At 49.3% G+C, this 18,727-nt stretch carries 17 protein-coding genes, 1 tRNA gene, 1 rRNA gene and 1 pseudogene; 3 read left to right on the forward strand and 17 right to left on the reverse strand.

Annotated elements, in window-relative coordinates:
- Positions 1–84: 84 nt before the first annotated feature.
- Both BEA93_RS23035 and rrf read left to right on the forward strand, forming a co-directional pair.
- Positions 85–160 (forward strand) — tRNA-Thr (locus tag BEA93_RS23035).
- Between the two features lie 39 nt (positions 161–199).
- Positions 200–315: ribosomal RNA gene (gene rrf / locus BEA93_RS23040) — 5S ribosomal RNA — on the forward strand.
- Between the two features lie 63 nt (positions 316–378).
- Here the strand turns inward: rrf and BEA93_RS23045 are convergent.
- The 7 genes from BEA93_RS23045 to acrE form a co-directional block, all read right to left on the reverse strand.
- Positions 379–1,137, reverse strand: coding sequence for an amino acid ABC transporter ATP-binding protein (locus BEA93_RS23045; protein WP_105225114.1), 759 nt, complete (start codon positions 1,135–1,137; stop codon positions 379–381).
- Positions 1,138–1,144: 7 nt separating this feature from the next.
- Entirely contained in the window at positions 1,145–2,248 is a 1,104-nt protein-coding gene (locus BEA93_RS23050) for an amino acid ABC transporter permease (RefSeq protein WP_001517195.1), read from the reverse strand.
- Between the two features lie 9 nt (positions 2,249–2,257).
- On the reverse strand, positions 2,258–3,439 hold the full coding sequence (locus BEA93_RS23055) for an amino acid ABC transporter permease (RefSeq protein ID WP_038355785.1): 1,182 nt from the start codon (positions 3,437–3,439) through the stop codon (positions 2,258–2,260).
- A 67-nt stretch (positions 3,440–3,506) separates the two neighbouring features.
- Complete coding sequence (locus BEA93_RS23060) at positions 3,507–4,532, reverse strand: amino acid ABC transporter substrate-binding protein (protein WP_000738562.1); 1,026 nt, start codon at positions 4,530–4,532, stop codon at positions 3,507–3,509.
- Between the two features lie 429 nt (positions 4,533–4,961).
- Positions 4,962–5,183, reverse strand: coding sequence for a lipoprotein (locus BEA93_RS23070; protein ID WP_000825670.1), 222 nt, complete (start codon positions 5,181–5,183; stop codon positions 4,962–4,964).
- Between the two features lie 251 nt (positions 5,184–5,434).
- Positions 5,435–8,539 (reverse strand): multidrug efflux RND transporter permease subunit AcrF, encoded by a 3,105-nt coding sequence (gene acrF / locus BEA93_RS23075; protein ID WP_105225115.1) that lies wholly within the window; start codon positions 8,537–8,539, stop codon positions 5,435–5,437.
- 11 nt (positions 8,540–8,550) lie between these two features.
- Complete coding sequence (acrE, locus tag BEA93_RS23080) at positions 8,551–9,708, reverse strand: multidrug efflux RND transporter periplasmic adaptor subunit AcrE (RefSeq protein ID WP_001517194.1); 1,158 nt, start codon at positions 9,706–9,708, stop codon at positions 8,551–8,553.
- Between the two features lie 395 nt (positions 9,709–10,103).
- On the opposite strand from acrE, the gene envR reads away from it, so the two are divergent.
- Positions 10,104–10,766, forward strand: coding sequence for an acrEF/envCD operon transcriptional regulator (gene envR, locus BEA93_RS23090; protein WP_105225116.1), 663 nt, complete (start codon positions 10,104–10,106; stop codon positions 10,764–10,766).
- Between the two features lie 2 nt (positions 10,767–10,768).
- On the opposite strand, the gene BEA93_RS23095 is transcribed toward envR, so the two are convergent.
- The 10 genes and pseudogenes from BEA93_RS23095 to BEA93_RS23145 all read right to left on the reverse strand — a co-directional run.
- Positions 10,769–10,948, reverse strand: coding sequence for a DUF2556 family protein (locus BEA93_RS23095; protein WP_001517193.1), 180 nt, complete (start codon positions 10,946–10,948; stop codon positions 10,769–10,771).
- A gap of 83 nt (positions 10,949–11,031) precedes the next feature.
- The gene (yhdJ, locus tag BEA93_RS23100) at positions 11,032–11,916 is read right to left on the reverse strand and encodes an adenine-specific DNA-methyltransferase (RefSeq protein WP_001258882.1); all 885 of its coding nucleotides are present in this window, start codon (positions 11,914–11,916) and stop codon (positions 11,032–11,034) included.
- 85 nt (positions 11,917–12,001) lie between these two features.
- Positions 12,002–12,298, reverse strand: a complete 297-nt coding sequence (gene fis / locus BEA93_RS23105) for a DNA-binding transcriptional regulator Fis (RefSeq protein WP_000462905.1) — start codon at positions 12,296–12,298, stop codon at positions 12,002–12,004.
- A 25-nt stretch (positions 12,299–12,323) separates the two neighbouring features.
- A complete protein-coding gene (gene dusB / locus BEA93_RS23110; RefSeq protein WP_001219652.1) occupies positions 12,324–13,289 on the reverse strand; it encodes a tRNA dihydrouridine synthase DusB in 966 nt (321 codons plus the stop codon).
- A 328-nt stretch (positions 13,290–13,617) separates the two neighbouring features.
- Positions 13,618–14,499 (reverse strand): 50S ribosomal protein L11 methyltransferase, encoded by an 882-nt coding sequence (gene prmA / locus BEA93_RS23115; protein ID WP_001517191.1) that lies wholly within the window; start codon positions 14,497–14,499, stop codon positions 13,618–13,620.
- Between the two features lie 11 nt (positions 14,500–14,510).
- Positions 14,511–15,962: a sodium/pantothenate symporter gene (panF, locus tag BEA93_RS23120; RefSeq protein ID WP_001175693.1), complete on the reverse strand. Its 1,452-nt coding sequence runs from the start codon at positions 15,960–15,962 to the stop codon at positions 14,511–14,513.
- Entirely contained in the window at positions 15,952–16,194 is a 243-nt protein-coding gene (locus BEA93_RS23125; RefSeq protein ID WP_000381177.1) for a YhdT family protein, read from the reverse strand. The genes panF and BEA93_RS23125 overlap by 11 nt, the downstream gene beginning before the upstream one ends.
- Before the next feature lie 108 nt (positions 16,195–16,302).
- Entirely contained in the window at positions 16,303–17,652 is a 1,350-nt protein-coding gene (gene accC / locus BEA93_RS23130) for an acetyl-CoA carboxylase biotin carboxylase subunit (RefSeq protein ID WP_000884623.1), read from the reverse strand.
- Between the two features lie 10 nt (positions 17,653–17,662).
- Entirely contained in the window at positions 17,663–18,133 is a 471-nt protein-coding gene (gene accB / locus BEA93_RS23135; protein ID WP_000354618.1) for an acetyl-CoA carboxylase biotin carboxyl carrier protein, read from the reverse strand.
- Positions 18,134–18,531: 398 nt separating this feature from the next.
- Positions 18,532–18,727, reverse strand: a pseudogene (locus tag BEA93_RS23145) (sulfoxide reductase heme-binding subunit YedZ); the annotation flags it as partial.

Below are 18,727 nucleotides of genomic sequence, written 5' to 3' on the forward strand. Positions count from 1 at the left end.
CAGAAGTGAAACGCCGTAGCGCCGATGGTAGTGTGGGGTCTCCCCATGCGAGAGTAGGGAACTGCCAGGCATCAAATTTAGCGTGCTGATATGGCTCAGTTGGTAGAGCGCACCCTTGGTAAGGGTGAGGTCCCCAGTTCGACTCTGGGTATCAGCACCACTTTTTAGGTTAAAGTTCGGCAGGTTAGAAAAGAATTTGTCTGGCGGCAGTAGCGCGGTGGTCCCACCTGACCCCATGCCGAACTCAGAAGTGAAACGCCGTAGCGCCGATGGTAGTGTGGGGTCTCCCCATGCGAGAGTAGGGAACTGCCAGACATCAAATAAAGCAGAAGGCCATCCGGAAGGATGGCCTTTTTGCATTTTGAAAACATATCCAATTTAATGGATTACCTGCGATAAAAACGCCTGCGTGCGTTCCGATTTCGGATGTGCAAAAAACTCATCCGGCGCGGCCTGCTCAACAATCTCTCCGCGATCCATAAAAATGACCTTGTCAGCAACAGTGCGGGCAAATCCCATCTCATGCGTTACACACAGCATTGTCATACCCGACTGTGCCAGTCCAATCATCGTATCCAGCACTTCTTTCACCATCTCCGGATCGAGCGCCGACGTGGGTTCATCAAACAACATGATCTTGGGTTTCATGCAGAGTGAACGAGCTATGGCAACGCGTAGCTGCTGACCACCGGATATCTGTCCGGGAAACTTCTGTGCATGTTCGGCAATTCGTACTCTCTCAAGGTAATGCATCGCCAGAGCTTCAGCCTCTTTCTTCGGCATCTTGCGTACCCAAATCGGCGCCAGGGTACAGTTCTGTAAAACGGTCAGATGTGGGAAGAGATTGAAATGCTGAAAGACCATTCCTACTTCTTGCCTGACACGCTCAATATTGCGGATATCTTCGTTAAGTTCGATGCCATCCACTACGATTCTTCCCTGTTGATGTTCTTCCAGGTGATTAATACAACGGATGGTTGTCGATTTCCCGGAACCAGAAGGGCCACACAGAACGATTCGTTCCCCCGGTTGCACGATTAAATTTATATTCTTCAGGACATGGAATTGCCCATACCATTTGTTAACATTTTCCAGCGTAATCATCGCGTTAGCAGGTTGCAGTAAAATTTGGCTCATAGTGTCCTCAATGCGGTGTACGCTCGGTGTTAAAACGTTTTTCCAGATGTTGGCTATAACGCGACATACTGAAACAGAAGATCCAATAGATCAGTGCAGCGAAGACGTACCCTTCGGTCGACATGCCCAACCAGGCGGGATCAACGGTTGCCTGCTGAACGCTACTGAAAAGATCGAACAACCCGATAATGATCACCAGACTGGTATCTTTGAATAGTGCGATGATGGTGTTTACCAGCCCTGGAATAACCAGTTTCAGTGCCTGTGGCAGAATAACCAGTCCCTGGGTTTTCCAGTAACCCAACGCCAGCGACTCTGCAGCTTCATATTGACCTTTGGGGAGCGCCTGCAATCCACCTCGCACCACTTCCGCAACATAAGCGGACTGGAACAGGATCACTCCGACTAATGCACGGATCAGTTTGTCGATGCTGGTGCCTTCTGCCATAAATAACGGCAGCATCACTGACGACATAAACAACACGGTGATCAGCGGTACGCCACGCCAGAACTCGATAAAAATGACGGATAAGATACGCACAATCGGCATATGAGAACGGCGGCCTAACGCCAATAAAATCCCCCACGGCAGCGCCCCTGCAATCCCAACTGATGCAATAATCAAAGTAAGTGTTAGCCCACCCCATTGCCGGGTTTCAACTCGCTCAAGACCAAGAAAACCACCATACATTAGCCACCAGACAATAAGCGGGTAAATCACCGCCCATACCGCAATATAGCGACCGCGATGGGGGAGTATTTTCCAGAACATTGGTGCAATCGAAATCAGGCCAATCAGTAATGCCAGATTAATTCGCCAGCGTTGGTCGTGTGGGTAAAGCCCATACATAAACTGGCCAAATCGCTCGTGGATGAAGACCCAGCAGGCACCTGCTTTTGTACAGTCTGCGCGGGTTGACCCAACCCAGTTAGCCTGCAAAAAAGCCCAGTTCAGCAACGGTGGAATCAATTCCCACATCAGCCACAGGCAACCAATGGTCAGCAGACTATTACTCCAGCTTGAGAACAGATTTTTGCGCGCCCAAACTATAACGCGGCTTGGGTTATGGTTCGCCGGGCGCGGGGGATGAGACAGCAATACTTTCGTCATCATGACTCCTTAGCGTTCAACGATTGCGATACGGCGGTTATAGATATTCATCAGCAGTGAGATAGTCAGGCTGATAATCAGATAGACCGACATGGTCATGGCTATCGTCTCGATGGCCTGCCCGGTCTGGTTAAGCACGGTGCCGGCAAACAGTGAAACCATATCCGGATAGCCAATAGCGGCGGCAAGAGAAGAGTTTTTGACGATGTTGAGATACTGGCTGGTTAACGGAGGAATAATCACCCGCAGCGCCTGCGGAATAATCACCTGACGTAGTGTGACAGTATTGGGTAATCCCAGCGATCGGGCTGCTTCGTGTTGGCCATAAGGCACAGCCTGAATCCCTGCGCGGATAATCTCAGCGATAAATGCAGAGGTATAGACCGAAAGCGCCAACGTTAAGGCAGCCAGTTCAGGGATCAGCACCATACCACCGCGGAAGTTAAACCCTTGTAGGGCTGGAATGTTCCAGTGAAGTGCTGTGCCAAAAAGCCATTGCGCCAGCAAAGGTAAACCAATGATCATCACAGCGGCGACAGGCCATGTGCGACGTAGTTGACCGGTTTTTATCTGGTACGTTTTGTTGAAGCGAAATAGCCCAACAGAAATGGCTATAGCCATCACAACGGTCACGATAAACGCAAGAAATCCATCTCCCAGTTGCGGTGAGGGAATGTAAAGCCCGCGATTGCTCAAAAAGGCCAGATCAAACGCACTCACTGCCTGTCGCGGTCCGGGCAAATTGCGCAACACGGCAAAGTACCAGAAGAAGATTTGCAACAGCGGCGGAATATTACGGAAGATCTCAATATAAATTGTGGATAACTTTCGCAGTAACCAGTTCTCTGAAAGTCGCGCTAATCCAATAAAGAAGCCCAGAACAGAAGCGAACACAATACACAATGCTGAAACCAGTAGCGTATTGAGCAAACCGACAATAAAAACGCGTCCGTAGGTATCGCCCTGCTGGTAATCGATCAAATGCTGGACGATACCGAAGCCAGCGTCACGATCAAGAAAGGCAAACCCTGATGTAATGCCACGATTGCTTAGATTCGTCACGGTATTGTGAAATAGCCAACTAACAATGCCGACGACGGCAACAACGGCAAGGATTTGGAATAACCAGGCGCGAACCACAGGGTTGGCAAAGGAGAGTGAGCCTTTAACAGTTGGGCGGCGATGAGACATAGAAACCTCGAAAACCATAACGCTAAAGAGAGCGCCGCTGTAGCGACGCTCGTTACCTCACACTTACTTAACGCACGGGCGGTGCATATTGGATGCCACCGTTATTCCAGAGGTTATTTTGACCCCGTTTAATTTTCAGCGGACTTTCGGAGCCGACGTTGCGCTCAAAAATTTCCGAGTAATTACCTACCTGTTTGATGATGTTGTAGGCCCACTTGTTATCCAGTTTCAGATCCTTACCGTAATCGCCTTCTTTACCCAGCAGGTGCGCCATATCTGGTGTTGCCGGATTTGCTGCTTTTTCATCGACGTTCTGTGAATTAACGCCCATCTCTTCAGCATTCAGCATGGCGAACAGGGTCCAGCGCACAATAGAAAACCATTCGTCATCGCCACGACGAACCACCGGGCCAAGCGGTTCTTTAGAGATAACTTCCGGCAGAACAATCCATTCGGCAGGGTTACTTAATTTGATACGCAAGGCATACAGTTGTGATTGATCCGAAGCCAGAGTATCGCAGCGACCAGACTCCAGTGCCTTCGCGGATTCGTCAGAGCGATCGAAAGTCACTGGCGTGTACTTCATATTGTTTGCCTTGAAGTAATCGGCAACGTTGAGTTCGGTATCCGTACCCGCCTGAATACAGACAGTTGCGCCATCAAGTTCCTTCGCGCTTTTTAACCCTGCTTTGTCATGTGTCAGGAAACCAATGCCGTCGTAATAAGTGACGCCAGTAAATACCATTCCCATGCCTGCGTCGCGAGATGAAGTCCAGGTCGTATTACGGGAGAGTAAGTCCACTTCTCCGGATTGCAATGCAGTAAAGCGTTCTTTTGCGGTGAGCGGCGTATATTTCACTTTCGTGTCGTCGCCAAATACAGCAGCGGCAACACCACGACAAACATCAACATCAATACCAGAAAACTTACCGTCTGCATCAGCATAAGAGAACCCCGGTAATCCGTCGCTGATCCCGCATTGCACAAAACCTTTTTTCTTTACAGCATCGAGCGTCGCGCCAGCATGCGCCTGATTTGCAACGGCAAGCAGCACGCTGGCGGCAGCCAGTGTGGCTATCATCATCTTTTTCATAATGCTTCCTGTAAGGCGAAAATTATCGTTATAGAACGTTTGGGAAACGTTTTTTACCTGTCTGTGGCCATCCTCTTATAAGCAAAAGTAGTGCCAGTTTTTGCGCACGATTCCGCGACGCAATAAGCAGAGTGTAGACAGGAAATAATAGAAACAGCGCCCCGCAATGGTGCGAAAATGAAACATGCGCCACATTTTGGCGCAAAATATTTACGCGTATTTTACTAAGCAGAATAATGATTATTAGCGTGAGTATCAGAAGGGATGATGTTATTGAAAAATAAAGTCATGCGTTATTTCGATAGAAAGGCAAGCGACGAGATAAAATGCTTAATTAAAAGGGAATTAGCCAGCGGAATATAGCAATGTTTAACGTATAGAAAGATTCTGTATCGTTAAACAGAGCGCGGAAGTCCGCGCTCTGTTCAGTTATTTTGACAGAGCAATAATCCCCATTGTCAGGCCAGCGACAGCCGCTGCCCCGCCAGCAATAGCTCCGGCAGTTTCCCAGTTATCCTGCGTCGTACCTTTCATACAGGTATTGGTGTGAACCAGACGGCCCTGATCGTCATAAACCGGAACGCAAGGGGAATCGTGAGCACAACCCGCCAGCAATGCGGTGAGCAATGCCACAGAAATTAATCTTTTCATGATGTTACCTCAATAATAACGCTATCGCTTAATAAGTGAATTCTCTTATTAACGATCTGGATATTATTTTATCATTGGTAGTTATAATTCTTTTAGGATGAATAATGACAAATTATGTGAATTGTAAAAATAGTGAAGGGAGAAGGTGCAAATGAGTTGCTGGTTATAGAAAAAATAATGCTTATCCTATTAATTATTCTCATTTTTCCAGAAAATTTAAAAGGCGTCGAAGACGCCTTTATGTTTCTGATTTACCCTTTGAAGCAACGGCGGATCACGACAAAGAACACCGGCACGAAGAAAATAGCCAGCAATGTTGCAGAGACCATGCCACCCATTACACCGATACCCACTGCGTTCTGAGCGCCGCTCCCGGCACCGTTACTGATAGCCAGCGGCAACACGCCGAGTATAAATGCGAGGGATGTCATCAGGATAGGTCGCAGACGCATGCGCACCGCCATTAGCGTTGCTTCGATAACGCCTTTACTTTCTTTCTCCATCAGGTCTTTGGCGAACTCAACAATCAAAATGGCGTTTTTGGCTGATAAGCCAATTGTCGTTAACAAGCCCACCATAAAATAAACGTCATTTTTCTGATTAAAGAGTGTTGCAGCCAGCAGTACACCGACAATCCCTAATGGCACGACCAGCATAACCGAGACGGGAATTGACCAGCTTTCATAGAGCGCCGCAAGGCACAGGAAAACCACCAGGAAGGAGATTGCTACCAGGGCCGGAGCCTGGTTACCCGATAAGCGTTCCTGATACGACATCCCCGTCCAGTCATAACCAATGCCGGCAGGTAATTTTGACGCAAGATTTTCCATCAGCGCCATCGCATCACCGGAACTGGTTCCTGGCGCGGCTTCCCCCTGAATCTCCATTGAAGGCAGGCCGTTGTAGCGTTCCAGTCGCGGAGAACCATACACCCAATGTGCAGTGGTAAAGGCAGAGAATGGCACCATTTCACCGTTGGCGCTGCGGACATAAAGTTTATCGACATCTTCTGGCAGCATACGGAATTTTGCATCAGCCTGAACGTACACTTTTTTTACCCGTCCACGGTCGATGAAGTCGTTAACGTAAGTTCCGCCCAACGCCGTAGAAATGGTCTGATTGATATCAGAAAGCGAAACGCCTAATGCCTGTGCCTTTTCCTGGTCAACTTCAAGTTTGAACTGCGCGGTATCTTCCAGACCATTGGGACGTACACTGACTAAGCTGTCAGGATGTTGCGCCGCCATACCAAGCAACTGGTTGCGGGCCTGGGTTAGGGCATCGTGCCCCAGACCGGCCTGATCGATTAACTCAAAGTCGAATCCCGTTGCTGTGCCCAGTTCAACAATGGCTGGCATATTGAACGGAATGACAAAACCGTCGCGGATCTTGCCCAGCTCCATTTTGGCGCGGTGGATAACTGCTTCCGCGCTGTTTTCATCGCCACCACGCTTTTCCCACGGTTTCAGGCTAACGAAGGCCATCCCGGCGTTTTGTGCCTGGCCGCTGAAGCTAAATCCGTTAACCGTAAAGACGCTTTCAACGTTCGCTTTCTCGTTCTTCAGATAGTAATCCGTCACTTGATCCAACACTTTTTGCGTCCGCTCTTGCGTCGCGCCAGCAGGAAGTTGAATCATGGTCAGAAAGACCCCCTGATCTTCTTCCGGCAAAAAGGAAGAAGGGAGACGTAAAAACAACACTACCATTCCGGCAACTATCAGCGCATAGATCAGTAAATATCGCCCTGTGGAACCGAGGATTTTGCCAACGCTATTGGTATAGTGGTTAACGCTATGATCGAAAGTGGTATTAAGCCAGCCGAAGAAACCGCTCTTTTTATCGTGATGTTCGGCAGAGACTGGTTTGAGTAGCGTTGCGCATAATGCAGGGGTGAGAATCAATGCCACCAGTACGGAAAGCGCCATTGCCGAAACAATGGTGATAGAAAACTGGCGATAAATTGCCCCTGTGGAACCGCCGAAGAATGCCATCGGAATAAAAACCGCTGACAGCACCATCGCAATACCCACTAGTGCGCCCTGAATTTGCGACATCGATTTTTCCGTCGCTTCTTTTGGCGGGAGATTATCCTCCATCATCACGCGCTCGACGTTCTCTACCACCACTATCGCATCATCGACGAGCAGCCCGATGGCAAGCACCATTCCAAACATTGTTAGTGTGTTGATGGAGTAACCAAAAGCGGCGAGGATGGCAAACGTCCCTAACAGCACTACGGGCACAGCAATGGTGGGGATCAGCGTTGCTCGCATATTCTGCAAGAACAGATACATCACCAGAAACACCAGGATAATGGCTTCAACCAGCGTTTTTACCACTTCGTGAATAGAAAGCTGGACGAATGGCGTGGTGTCATAAGGGTAGAGAACCTTCATTCCCTGCGGGAAGAATGGCTGTAATTCTGCCAGTTTCGCCTTAATGGCTTTCGCCGTATCGAGGGCGTTCGCGCCAGTGGCTAGTTTAATACCCAGACCCGCTGCCGGTTTACCGTTGATACGGGCGATGACGTTATAGTTTTCACCACCAAGCTCAACACGGGCGACATCTTTCAGGCGAACCACTGAACCGTCGCTGTTCACGCGCAGGGTGACTTTGCTGAACTCTTCCGGATTTTTTAACCGGGTCTGAGCAATAATCGAGGCGTTCAACTGTTGCCCAGGCAACGCTGGTGTTCCGCCCAGTTGCCCGGCAGCTATCTGATCGTTCTGCACTTTCAACTGGTTAATCACATCAACCGGTGTCAGTTTATATTTGTTTAGCAGGTCGGCGTCCAGCCAGATACGCATCGCATACTGTGCGCCAAAGAGTTGCACGTCACCAACGCCATTCAGGCGGCTAAGCGTATCTTTAACGTTAGAGGCCACATAGTCCGAGATATCGTCCTGAGTGGTACTGGGATTATCAGAGACAAAACCTGCCACCATCAAATAACTGCTACTGGACTTTTCAACGCTAATCCCCTGTTGTTGAACTTCCTGCGGCAGCAACGGCGTGGCAAGTTGGAGTTTGTTCTGCACCTGGACTTGCGCGATATCTGGATCTGTCCCTGACTGGAAAGTGAGGGTAATTGTTACGCTACCGGCGGAATCGCTGGTGGAGGACATATACATTAGGTTATCGATACCATTCATATTCTGTTCGATAACCTGCGTCACCGTATCCTGTACGGTCTGTGCATCAGCACCCGGATAGTTTGCCGAAACAGAAACCGCAGGCGGCGCAATGGTTGGGTATTGGGCGATAGGTAATTGTAGGATCGCCAGTACGCCTGCCATCATCAGAATAATGGCCAGCACCCATGCAAATATCGGTCGTCGAATAAAAAAGTTTGCCATGTCTGATTGCCTTACTTCGACGCAGTATCTGCGGGGGTATCGGTCGTGGCTTTAACCTGTTCTCCCGGACGCGCTTTTTGCAGACCGCTGACAATGACTTGATCGCCAGATTTCAGCCCTTCGCTAATTAACCATTTATCGCCAATCGCCTGGCTGGCAACGACTGGACGCGCTTCAACCTGACTTTTCTCATTCACAATCAGCACGGTTGCATCGCCACGCGGTGTGCGGCTGACGCCTTGTTGCGGAATAAGAATGGCATCAGGTTGTACACCTTCATCAATCCGGGCGCGCACAAACATACCCGGCAGAAGCGTATGCTGTGGGTTAGGGAAAACCGCACGTAGGGTTATGGAACCAGTGCTTTCATCCACGGTCACATCGGAGAATTGCAGTGTGCCTTTCAGGGGATAAGTTTGACCGTTTTCCATGACCAGCTCTACGTTGCTGGTGGTGTTTTCCTTATGTAAATTTCCTTGCTCTACGGACTGCTTCAGTCTCATGAAATCATTGCTTGATTGGGTCACATCGACGTAGATAGGATCGAGTTGCTGGACAGTCGCCAGTTCAGTCGTTTGCCCGTTAGTGACGAGAGCACCTTCGGTCACAGTCGATTTGCCGATACGTCCGCTAATTGGCGCGGTTACTTTGGTATAAGCGAGATTGATGCGGGCGCTTTCGACCGTGGCTTTTGCGGCAATCACGGCGGCATCGGCCTGGCGGGCATCAGCAATGGCCTGATCGTACTCCTGCTGACTGATGTATTTTGTGCCCACGAGCGGAACGTAACGTTTTACCGTCAAATGCGCGATGGAAGCGGCGGCTTCACTTTTCGCCAGTTCACCTTTCGCACTGTCATAACTTGCCTGATAGGTCGCTGGATCAATCTGGTACAGGGACTGACCTGCTTGCACATCGCTGCCTTCAGTGAAATTACGATTTAGTACGATCCCGTTAACCTGTGGGCGAACTTCGGCAATACGGAAAGCGTTGGTACGGCCAGGTAATTCAGTTTTAACTTCTAACGGGGCAGTTTTCACAACATGAACGGTAACCTGCGGTTCACCGACGTGAACTTTCTCTTCTCCCTTATCGTTGCAACCCGCGATTAACGCTGCGGAGATCATGATAAAGGGGGGCAGGAGGAAAAACCTGGCATATTTCGTCATTACTATTCCTCAAAAAAACAAAAGCGCGTTATTTGCCAGAAAAAGGCAACGCGTTAACTCGCAGAAATAAAAATACAGTTCGCTATCCTACAAATTATCGTCCGGCGATGTAATAAATAGTTATGAATACTGGCCTCTCAAGGCACATAAACACAAAAATAGATTCGTGTTCTAATGTTTTGTTTTGATGTGAATTGAAGGGAGAGGAATTGTTTTGACGCAAATTGAAACGTACATTCATTAAATAAATGTATTCTACGTCAATAATGGATTTTGTTTATTTGACGATTTATAGCAGGTGAATTTTAGCCTCTCGTATAAATAAATGTTGGGTGATACATTACCTTTCATTATTTCCTTTATGTCTAATGTATTTATTTACTGAATAATTAATCATGGCAAAAAGAACCAAAGCTGAAGCTCTGAAGACCCGGCAAGAACTGATTGAAACCGCCATCGCCCAGTTTGCGCAGCATGGTGTAAGCAAGACGACGCTCAATGATATCGCTGATGCTGCCAACGTCACGCGTGGCGCTATCTACTGGCATTTCGAAAACAAGACCCAACTGTTTAATGAGATGTGGCTGCAACAGCCTTCATTGCGGGAGTTAATTCAGGAGCGGTTGACGGCAGGGGCAGAGCATAACCCGTTTCAGCAATTGCGTGAAAAACTGATTGTTAGCTTGCAATATATTGCCGAAATTCCACGCCAACAAGCATTACTGCAAATTTTATATCACAAATGTGAATTTAATGATGAGATGCTGGCAGAGGCCGTAATACGCGAGAAGATGGGTTTTAATCCGCAGATTCTGCGCGAAATATTGCAGGAATGTCAGCAACAAGGCTGTGTGGAAAATAATCTCGATTTAGATGTAGTGATGATTATTATTGAGGGTGCTTTCTGCGGAATTGTCAAAAACTGGTTAATGAATATGGCGGGTTACGATCTTTATAAACACGCACCCGCCTTAGTCGATAACGTATTGAGAATGTTCATACCAGATAAAAATGTAGCAAAACTAATTCATAAAACAAATGAATTAGATATCGTATAAGCTTACATTCTGTTGTAGAAATCCAGTTCGTCACAGTTAACCAGTTTAAGTGGATTAACCGAATTCATATTGCGGCATTTGTCTGTTTCTGTAGCCAACAGCTCAATCCATTGCATCAGTAAAGTATCAAACAGAAAAACGGAGACAGCGAAAACGACGAGCCACCAATACTTGCGAATCATTACCTGAGCCTGTGCATGTTTAACCAAGTCTGGCAGGAAATATACACGAAATGAATAATCTGAAAACCAGGCTTACACTTCCTTTACTTTGCAATGAGATCGGGGTCAACTTCGCTGACCCGGCATCGTTTTGACAGGTTGCCGGTCTTTCTTTTTTTTACTTTCGCCAGCTCTTCCACGGAGTAATGTGACGCGATACCCAGTCGTCGGAGCCCCATCTTGATGTACTCGCTGTTAATCTCAATACCAATGAATTTTCGCCCGGTTGTGACGGCGACCGCGCCGGTGGTAAAACTGCCCGCAAACGGGTCGAGAACGATATCTCCAGGGTTTGAAGAGGCGAGAATAATGCGTTTCAGCAATGCTTCCGGCTTTTGCGTCGGATGGTTTTCATATTCATCCATCAAATAACGCACGCGCGGAAAATCCCAGACGTTGCCCGGTACTTTTTGATTATTGTAAGGCTGCGGAGGATTTTTACGATAATCGATCAACGCGCGCTGCGATCCGGTTTTGGCTTCTACCAGAATAGCATCGCTGTTAAATGTGTAGTTCTTTGCGTCTTTCACCATCATCAGGATAGGTTCGTACATGGAGCCGTAGTGTTTCTTCGCCTGTACCCCAGAACTGTCATATGACCAGACGATGCGACTTTTGATGGTAAAAAGTTTGCGACACTGGATATCGATAAAGGGCATGTTTTCGGTGCTGTTCATGATGTACATGCAGCCCTGTTTTTTAAGGATGCGGTGGCACTCTGCAATCACTTCAAATAGCCAGTTAATAAACAGATCTTCTTTCCATGCTTCGATCAGACCATCAAAATTTTTGCCGATGTTATAAGGCGGGTCGGCAAAGATCAGATCGATGCTCCCGGTGGGGATTTTTTTTAGCTCGGCTAATGCATCACCCTGAATGATCGTTTTTGTTTCATCGCCAAACCGGGTGGGTTCACATCCTGTTCTCATGGTCACTCCCTTTGTGACGCCTATAAAAAAGGCGCTTCCCCATGCCGAGTAGCGCCTTTTTAATCAAGCATTTAGCTAACCTGAATTAGTTCATGCCGTACTTTTTCAGTTTTTTACGCAGTGTACCACGGTTGATGCCCATCATCAGCGCAGCACGGGTCTGATTACCACGGGTGTATTGCATCACCATGTCCAACAGGGGCTGTTCTACTTCAGCCAGTACCAGCTCATAGAGGTCATTAACATCCTGACCATTCAGTTGAGCAAAATAGTTCTTCAGTGCCTGTTTAACCGAGTCACGCAGGGGTTTTTGGGTTACCTGATCCTGAGAGTTAACGGTAGAAACGGTCAGTACGTCAGAATTTACGCGTTGTTCGAACATAGTTCTGTCAGCTCTTTATTTCTGTTTACGCAAAATTTTCGAAGTATGCCTCCAACGCCTCCAGCTGTTCGCTGGCATCCTCAATGGCGTTGAATGTGCGCCGAAACTGGTCATTTGGAGCGTGTTCCTGGAGATACCAGGAAACGTGTTTACGTGCAATTCGGTAACCTTTCGCCGGACCATAAAAGTCATGCAGTTCCCGAACATGCGCGCAAAGCAAGCGCTTAACCTCTGCCAAAGGCAGCGGGGGCAGCAACTCCCCAGTGTCCAGATAATGCTGGATTTCCCGAAAGATCCAGGGTCTTCCCTGAGCTGCGCGGCCTATCATCAGGGCATCCGCCCCTGTATAGTCGAGCACAGCTCTGGCTTTAAGCGGGTCAGTAATGTCGCCATTCGCGATAACCGGAATGGAAACTTTCTGCTTAACTGCCCGAATACTGTCGTATTCAGCTTCTCCATTGAACAAACAGGCGCGTGTACGACCATGAATGGTCAGAGCCTGAATGCCACAGTCTTCAGCCAGTTGGGCAATCTCTTCGCAGTTACGGTGTTCCGGCGCCCAACCGGTGCGAATCTTCAGAGTGACAGGAACGTCCACTGCATTGACGACCTCGGTAAGGATCGATTTAACGACATCCGGGTACTGCAAGAGGGCTGAGCCTGCGAGCTTGCGATTCACTTTTTTAGCCGGGCAACCCATATTGATATCAATAATTTGGGCACCGCTTTCCACGTTAATACGTGCAGCATCCGCCATTTCTTTCGGATCGCTACCGGCAATTTGCACGGTGCGAATACCGGGTTCATCAATGTGCACCATCCGTAAACGAGATTTGTCGCTTTCCCAAACCTGAGGGTTAGAAGACATCATCTCGGATACTGTCAATCCGGCTCCCATCTCGTAGCACAACGTCCGAAAAGGTCTGTCTGTAATGCCAGCCATGGGCGCTGCGATCAGGCGATTTCTGAGCTGATATTGTCCGATGCGCATGAGTTAAGAAATGACCATACTGTGACTGCAAGGCGGCGTATATTACGCATTTTTTGCACGAGATGAAAGGCCAAACTTTGACCAATCCTCTGAGATGGATCAAAGAATTGCATTTAAAATGAACGCCGCGGAATAATTAGTCATAAAAATCATCACATTAGAAACAAGTGGCTAAAATTTGCACTCAAAGAAATTTGAGTAAGTTCTCAATTTTTCTTTATGAATGAAAATTCAGGCACGTGAATTTGCTCAAATAATCAGCAAATTCACGTGCCTTTTGTGATGTTGCTCGCACTTCGCGCTACACCACTATGCCGCATTGTGAAGGTTAATTCTTACGACCGGTAATGCGACACCACTCTTCTTTTTCCACAACCGGGTCGAGCGTGAAGCTATCGGCATACGCGTCACAAACGCTCTCTGCCTGGCTTGCCAGGATACCGGAAAGGCCCAGTAAACCGCCTGAAACCGGCAGGACGCTGATTAACGGTGCCAGTTCACGTAACGGGCCTGCGAGAATGTTAGCGACCACCACGTCGGCCTTCATTGCTTCAGGCTGATCTTTCGGGAGATAGAGTTCCAGTCGATCAGAAACACCATTACGTTCAGCATTGTCGCGGCTGGCCTGAATGGCCTGTGGATCGATATCAATACCAATAGCTTTTGCTGCGCCCAACTTCAGCGCCGCGATAGCCAGAATGCCGGAACCACAGCCAAAGTCGATGACCGTTTTACCGGTTAAATCGAGGCTGTCGAGCCATTGCAGGCACAGAGAGGTGGTTGGATGAGTGCCCGTACCAAACGCCAGACCCGGATCTAACATCACGTTGACAGCATTTTCGTCTGGTACATCGCGCCAGCTTGGACAGATCCACAGACGTTCGCCAAAGCGCATCGGGTGGAAATTATCCATCCACTCGCGTTCCCAGTCTTTATCCTCCAGTTGCTCGATTTTATGCGCGAAGCCCGCGCCGAGTAGCGGATGGTTTTCCAGAATCGCCACAACTTCATTCATGTCTGTTTCTGCGTCAAACAGACCAATCACATCGGTGTCGCCCCACAGGCGAGTTTCGCCCGGCAGTGGCTCAAACACTGGCGTATCGTGGGTATCCTGAAAAGTGATAGAAACGGCACCGGCTTCCATCAGCGCATCGCTAAGATCTTCTGCATTCGCGCCGGTGGTGTTCAGTTTCAGTTGGATCCAAGGCATGGCAAAACTCTTTATTTATCAGTAGTCAAAACGGTAGCTTGCGGGACGGATGTACCGAAACGGTTTCCGACCAGGAAAGCCAGCAAACTTAGCAGTAACGAGGGCACGATAGGGTGGAAGCCCAGGTACTGAATATTTAGGGTTGCAAGTACGGCATACAGAACGCCGCCGACGATCATCGCGCTTAGCGCGCCTTTGGCGTTAGCGCGTTCCCAGTAAAGGCCCAGCACCAATGGCCACAGGAAGACGGCTTCAAGACCACCGAAGGCCAGCAAATTTAACCAGATGATCATTTCTGGCGGCTTCCAGGCGGCAAGCAGCAGCAACGCGCCGAGAACCAACGTAATCACCGCCGACATCCGCTTCAGACGCGTCTCGTTTTGCATTTGTTCCGGACGGATATTCAGATAGAGATCTTTAATGATCGTAGCGGAACTTTGCAGCAATTGGGCATTGATCGTCGACATAATCGCGGCCATTGGGGCGGCAAGGAAGATCCCGGCAGCAAACGGCGGCAACACTTTTACCATCAACGTTGGGATCACCAGATCCGGCACGGTGAGATCAGGGATCACCGCGCGGCCTAACGCGCCAGCCAGATGCATACCAAACATCAGGATCGCCACCACAATTGTACCGATGATGATCCCCCGATGTACCGCTTTGCTGTCTTTATAAGAGATACAGCGCACCGCGGTATGCGGCAGGCCAATCACCCCAAAGCACACCAGAACCCAGAACGAAGTCATGAAGGCAGGCGACAGAATATCATCAGCGCCTTGTGGTGTTACCAGTTGCGGATCAATGGATTGTAGCGTCTCTACTGCGTTGCTTAAGCCGCCAGCAGCATGGACCACGCCGACCAGTAGCACAATGGTGCCAATCAGCATCACCAGCCCTTGCATAGTGTCGTTCAGCACACTGGCGCGAAAGCCACCAAAGGCGGTATACAACGCAATACTGATGCCGAAAATCAGCAGGCCGGTTTCATAAGGAATGCCAGCAGCGGTTTCCAGTAGACGCGCACCGCCGATAAACTGCACGGTCATTGCACCAACGAATGCTACCAGCAAACTCAAACTCGCCAGCCACACCAGCAAACGGCTCTGGTAGCGGGCAAACAGCATATCGTTCAGCGTTACCGCATTGTAGCGGCGCGCGAGAATAGCGAACTTCTTGCCGAGAATACCGAGCGAAAGCCAGACAGCAGGTAGCTGAATCATCGCCAGCAATACCCAGCCCAGCCCGTATTTATAAGCAGCGCCGGGTCCGCCGATAAACGAACTGGCGCTGATATAGGTTGCGGTGAGCGTCATCGCCAGCACAATACCGCCCATAGAGCGGCTGCCGAGGAAATACTCATTCAGGAAAGTGCCCGTGTTCCGTTTACGCATCGCATAAACCGAAATCCCGAACACCACCACCAGATAGGCGACCAGCGGTAGAATCACTTCAAGCTGCATCGTCATCCTCCAGCGGAATATCGCGATAGATAAATTTCACCATCGCCCAGCACAGTCCAATAAACAGCAGCGGCGTCAGGATGCAGGCCATCTCAAACCAGCGCGGAAAACCGGTAAAACCGGGGGCAACGCCAGGTAAGTAAGCAGCTACTAACCAAACAAGCAGATACAAAAGGGTCAGCCCCAGCGCCCAGCGCGCCTCTTTATGGGCCTGAACAAAACGAGTGTCCATTTTTTGTCCCTGATGGGTGAAGAAAGCGGGGATTGTACCTTATGGGGCTTGCCGATCCCCAGAAATAAAAAAGGCCGGAAAATCCGGCCTTTTGACGCTGTTGCAGTCTTATTTTTCCTGAAGACCGAGTTTTTTCTCCAGATAGTGGATGTTAGTGCCACCATGCTGGAAGTTCTCGTCGTTCATGATGCGGATCTGCAGATCAACGTTGGTTTTGATACCGTCGATGATTAGCTCCTGCAGCGCATTCTTCATGCGTGCAATCGCCACATCACGGTTTTCACCGTAGCAAATCAGTTTGCCGATCATTGAGTCATAGTACGGCGGCACGGTGTAGCCAGCGTAGATATGAGACTCCCAACGCACGCCAAAACCGCCAGGTGCGTGGAAACGGGTGATTTTGCCCGGGCTTGGCAGGAAGGTGTTTGGATCTTCGGCATTGATACGGCATTCCACCGCATGGCCGCGAACATGAACTTCTTCTTGCTTGATCGACAGCGGTTGACCGGCAGCGATACGCAACTGCTCTTTGATCAGGTCAACGCCGGTGATCATTTCAGTAACCGGGTGTTCTACCTGAATACGAGTGTTCATTTCGATGAAATAGAATTCGCCGTTTTCAAACAGGAATTCGAAAGTACCTGCTCCGCGATAGCCGATATCAACACACGCTTTGGCACAACGTTCGCCAATGTAGCGGCGCAGTTCCGGGGTAATGCCCGGTGCTGGCGCTTCTTCGACCACTTTCTGGTGACGGCGCTGCATGGAGCAGTCACGTTCAGCCAGATAGATAGCGTTGCCCTGGCCGTCCGCCAGTACCTGAATCTCGACGTGGCGAGGATTTTCCAGGTATTTCTCCATGTAAACCATATCGTTGCTGAAAGCAGCTTTCGCTTCCGCACGCGTCATGGAGATGGATTGCGCCAGTTCAGCGTCGCTGCGCACTACGCGCATACCGCGACCGCCGCCGCCGCCGGAAGCTTTGATAATTACCGGGTAACCAATGCGTTTAGCAATGGCGCGGTTTTTATCCATATCGTCGCCCAGCGGGCCGTCAGACCCCGGTACACAAGGGACGCCAGCTTTTTTCATCGCGGCAATTGCCGACACTTTGTCACCCATCAGGCGAATGGTGTCTGCTTTCGGGCCGATGAAGATAAAGCCAGAGCGTTCAACCTGCTCAGCAAAATTGGCGTTTTCGGAAAGGAAGCCGTAACCCGGATGGATTGCTACTGCGCCAGTGATTTCAGCGGCGCTGATGATTGCCGGGATGTTCAGATAGCTTTTTACTGACGGAGCAGGGCCAATACAGACCGTTTCATCTGCCAGTAATACGTGTTTTAGGTCGCGATCCGCGCTGGAGTGCACTGCGACAGTCTTGATGCCCAGTTCTTTACAGGCACGAAGAATACGCAATGCAATCTCGCCACGGTTGGCAATAACAATTTTATCCAGCATGTTCGCCTCGTTACTCGATGACGACCAGCGGCTCGTCAAATTCTACCGGTTGTCCACTTTCGACCAGAATTGCTTTCACAGTACCGGATTTGTCTGCTTCGATCTGGTTCATCATTTTCATGGCTTCAACGATGCACAGGGTATCGCCCACGTTCACTTTCTGACCCACTTCGATGAACGCTTTCGCGTCCGGGCTTGGGGTGCGGTAGAAAGTACCAACCATTGGGGAACGTACGATGTGACCACTGATTTCCGCTGCTGCTGGCGCTTCCATGGAAGGAACGGTCGCCGGAGCGGCTGCGTTAGACTGAGCTGGCTGCTGCATCATTGGTGCAGCGTAAGCTTGTTGCATCATCGGGAAACTTGCGGCAGGTGCTGCACGGCTGATGCGTACTGACTCTTCGCCTTCAGAAATTTCCAGTTCAGAGATGCCTGATTCTTCAACCAGCTCGATCAGTTTTTTAATCTTACGAATATCCATGAGTGGGTTCCGTACTCTTTGTTTAGTGTGATTGTGACAGGCGTTTCACCGCCGTCTGTAAAGCGTATGCCCCGACAGTAGCTGTATGCATAGCGATAAATTCCAGCCAGCCGGGACGCCGGTCTATTTTGCCCCAGAGTGTCAATGTGAGACTTGACGGACATTGTGCAGCGATCTGCTGCCATTCTCCGGCAAAAAACAAAATATACCTTCGTTTCGCCATTGTCACCTTTTCCGCAGCTCAAAAACTGCGTCAGGGAGAACGAGGTCGCACATTATAACGATTTCGTAGCAAATGGCAGCTAAATACTGGTCTTATCAGGGAAGATAATCAACAGCTAACATGTAAATAACTTTCAACGCCGCGTATTTTGCAACAAGCCGCACAGTTCATGAAATTAGCGCCACCATTGACGGAACTTCTTATAACGTAAGGCTAAAAGCAGTAAAGCCAGCCCAGCGTAGATGATTGGCTGTGGTGAGATAATCTTTACTGACCACAGATAATGTATGGGGGCCAGGATCGCGACAAGATAGACGAAGTTATGCAATTGTTGCCAGCGTTTGCCTAAGTTTCGCTGCATCGCCTGCGTG

It is taken from the genome of Escherichia sp. MOD1-EC5950 (assembly GCF_002965345.1).
Lineage (GTDB): Bacteria > Pseudomonadota > Gammaproteobacteria > Enterobacterales > Enterobacteriaceae > Escherichia > Escherichia marmotae.

Bases quoted from the DNA above. Each gene is read 5' to 3' on its own strand.
- BEA93_RS23045 (WP_105225114.1), bottom strand. From the start codon at position 1,137: ATGAGCCAAATTTTACTGCAACCTGCTAACGCGATGATTACGCTGGAA.
- BEA93_RS23050 (WP_001517195.1), bottom strand. From the start codon at position 2,248: ATGACGAAAGTATTGCTGTCTCATCCCCCGCGCCCGGCGAACCATAAC.
- BEA93_RS23055 (WP_038355785.1), bottom strand. From the start codon at position 3,439: ATGTCTCATCGCCGCCCAACTGTTAAAGGCTCACTCTCCTTTGCCAAC.
- BEA93_RS23060 (WP_000738562.1), bottom strand. From the start codon at position 4,532: ATGAAAAAGATGATGATAGCCACACTGGCTGCCGCCAGCGTGCTGCTT.
- BEA93_RS23070 (WP_000825670.1), bottom strand. From the start codon at position 5,183: ATGAAAAGATTAATTTCTGTGGCATTGCTCACCGCATTGCTGGCGGGT.
- acrF (WP_105225115.1), bottom strand. From the start codon at position 8,539: ATGGCAAACTTTTTTATTCGACGACCGATATTTGCATGGGTGCTGGCC.
- acrE (WP_001517194.1), bottom strand. From the start codon at position 9,708: ATGACGAAATATGCCAGGTTTTTCCTCCTGCCCCCCTTTATCATGATC.
- envR (WP_105225116.1), top strand. From the start codon at position 10,104: ATGGCAAAAAGAACCAAAGCTGAAGCTCTGAAGACCCGGCAAGAACTG.
- BEA93_RS23095 (WP_001517193.1), bottom strand. From the start codon at position 10,948: ATGATTCGCAAGTATTGGTGGCTCGTCGTTTTCGCTGTCTCCGTTTTT.
- yhdJ (WP_001258882.1), bottom strand. From the start codon at position 11,916: ATGAGAACAGGATGTGAACCCACCCGGTTTGGCGATGAAACAAAAACG.
- fis (WP_000462905.1), bottom strand. From the start codon at position 12,298: ATGTTCGAACAACGCGTAAATTCTGACGTACTGACCGTTTCTACCGTT.
- dusB (WP_001219652.1), bottom strand. From the start codon at position 13,289: ATGCGCATCGGACAATATCAGCTCAGAAATCGCCTGATCGCAGCGCCC.
- prmA (WP_001517191.1), bottom strand. From the start codon at position 14,499: ATGCCTTGGATCCAACTGAAACTGAACACCACCGGCGCGAATGCAGAA.
- panF (WP_001175693.1), bottom strand. From the start codon at position 15,962: ATGCAGCTTGAAGTGATTCTACCGCTGGTCGCCTATCTGGTGGTGGTG.
- BEA93_RS23125 (WP_000381177.1), bottom strand. From the start codon at position 16,194: ATGGACACTCGTTTTGTTCAGGCCCATAAAGAGGCGCGCTGGGCGCTG.
- accC (WP_000884623.1), bottom strand. From the start codon at position 17,652: ATGCTGGATAAAATTGTTATTGCCAACCGTGGCGAGATTGCATTGCGT.
- accB (WP_000354618.1), bottom strand. From the start codon at position 18,133: ATGGATATTCGTAAGATTAAAAAACTGATCGAGCTGGTTGAAGAATCA.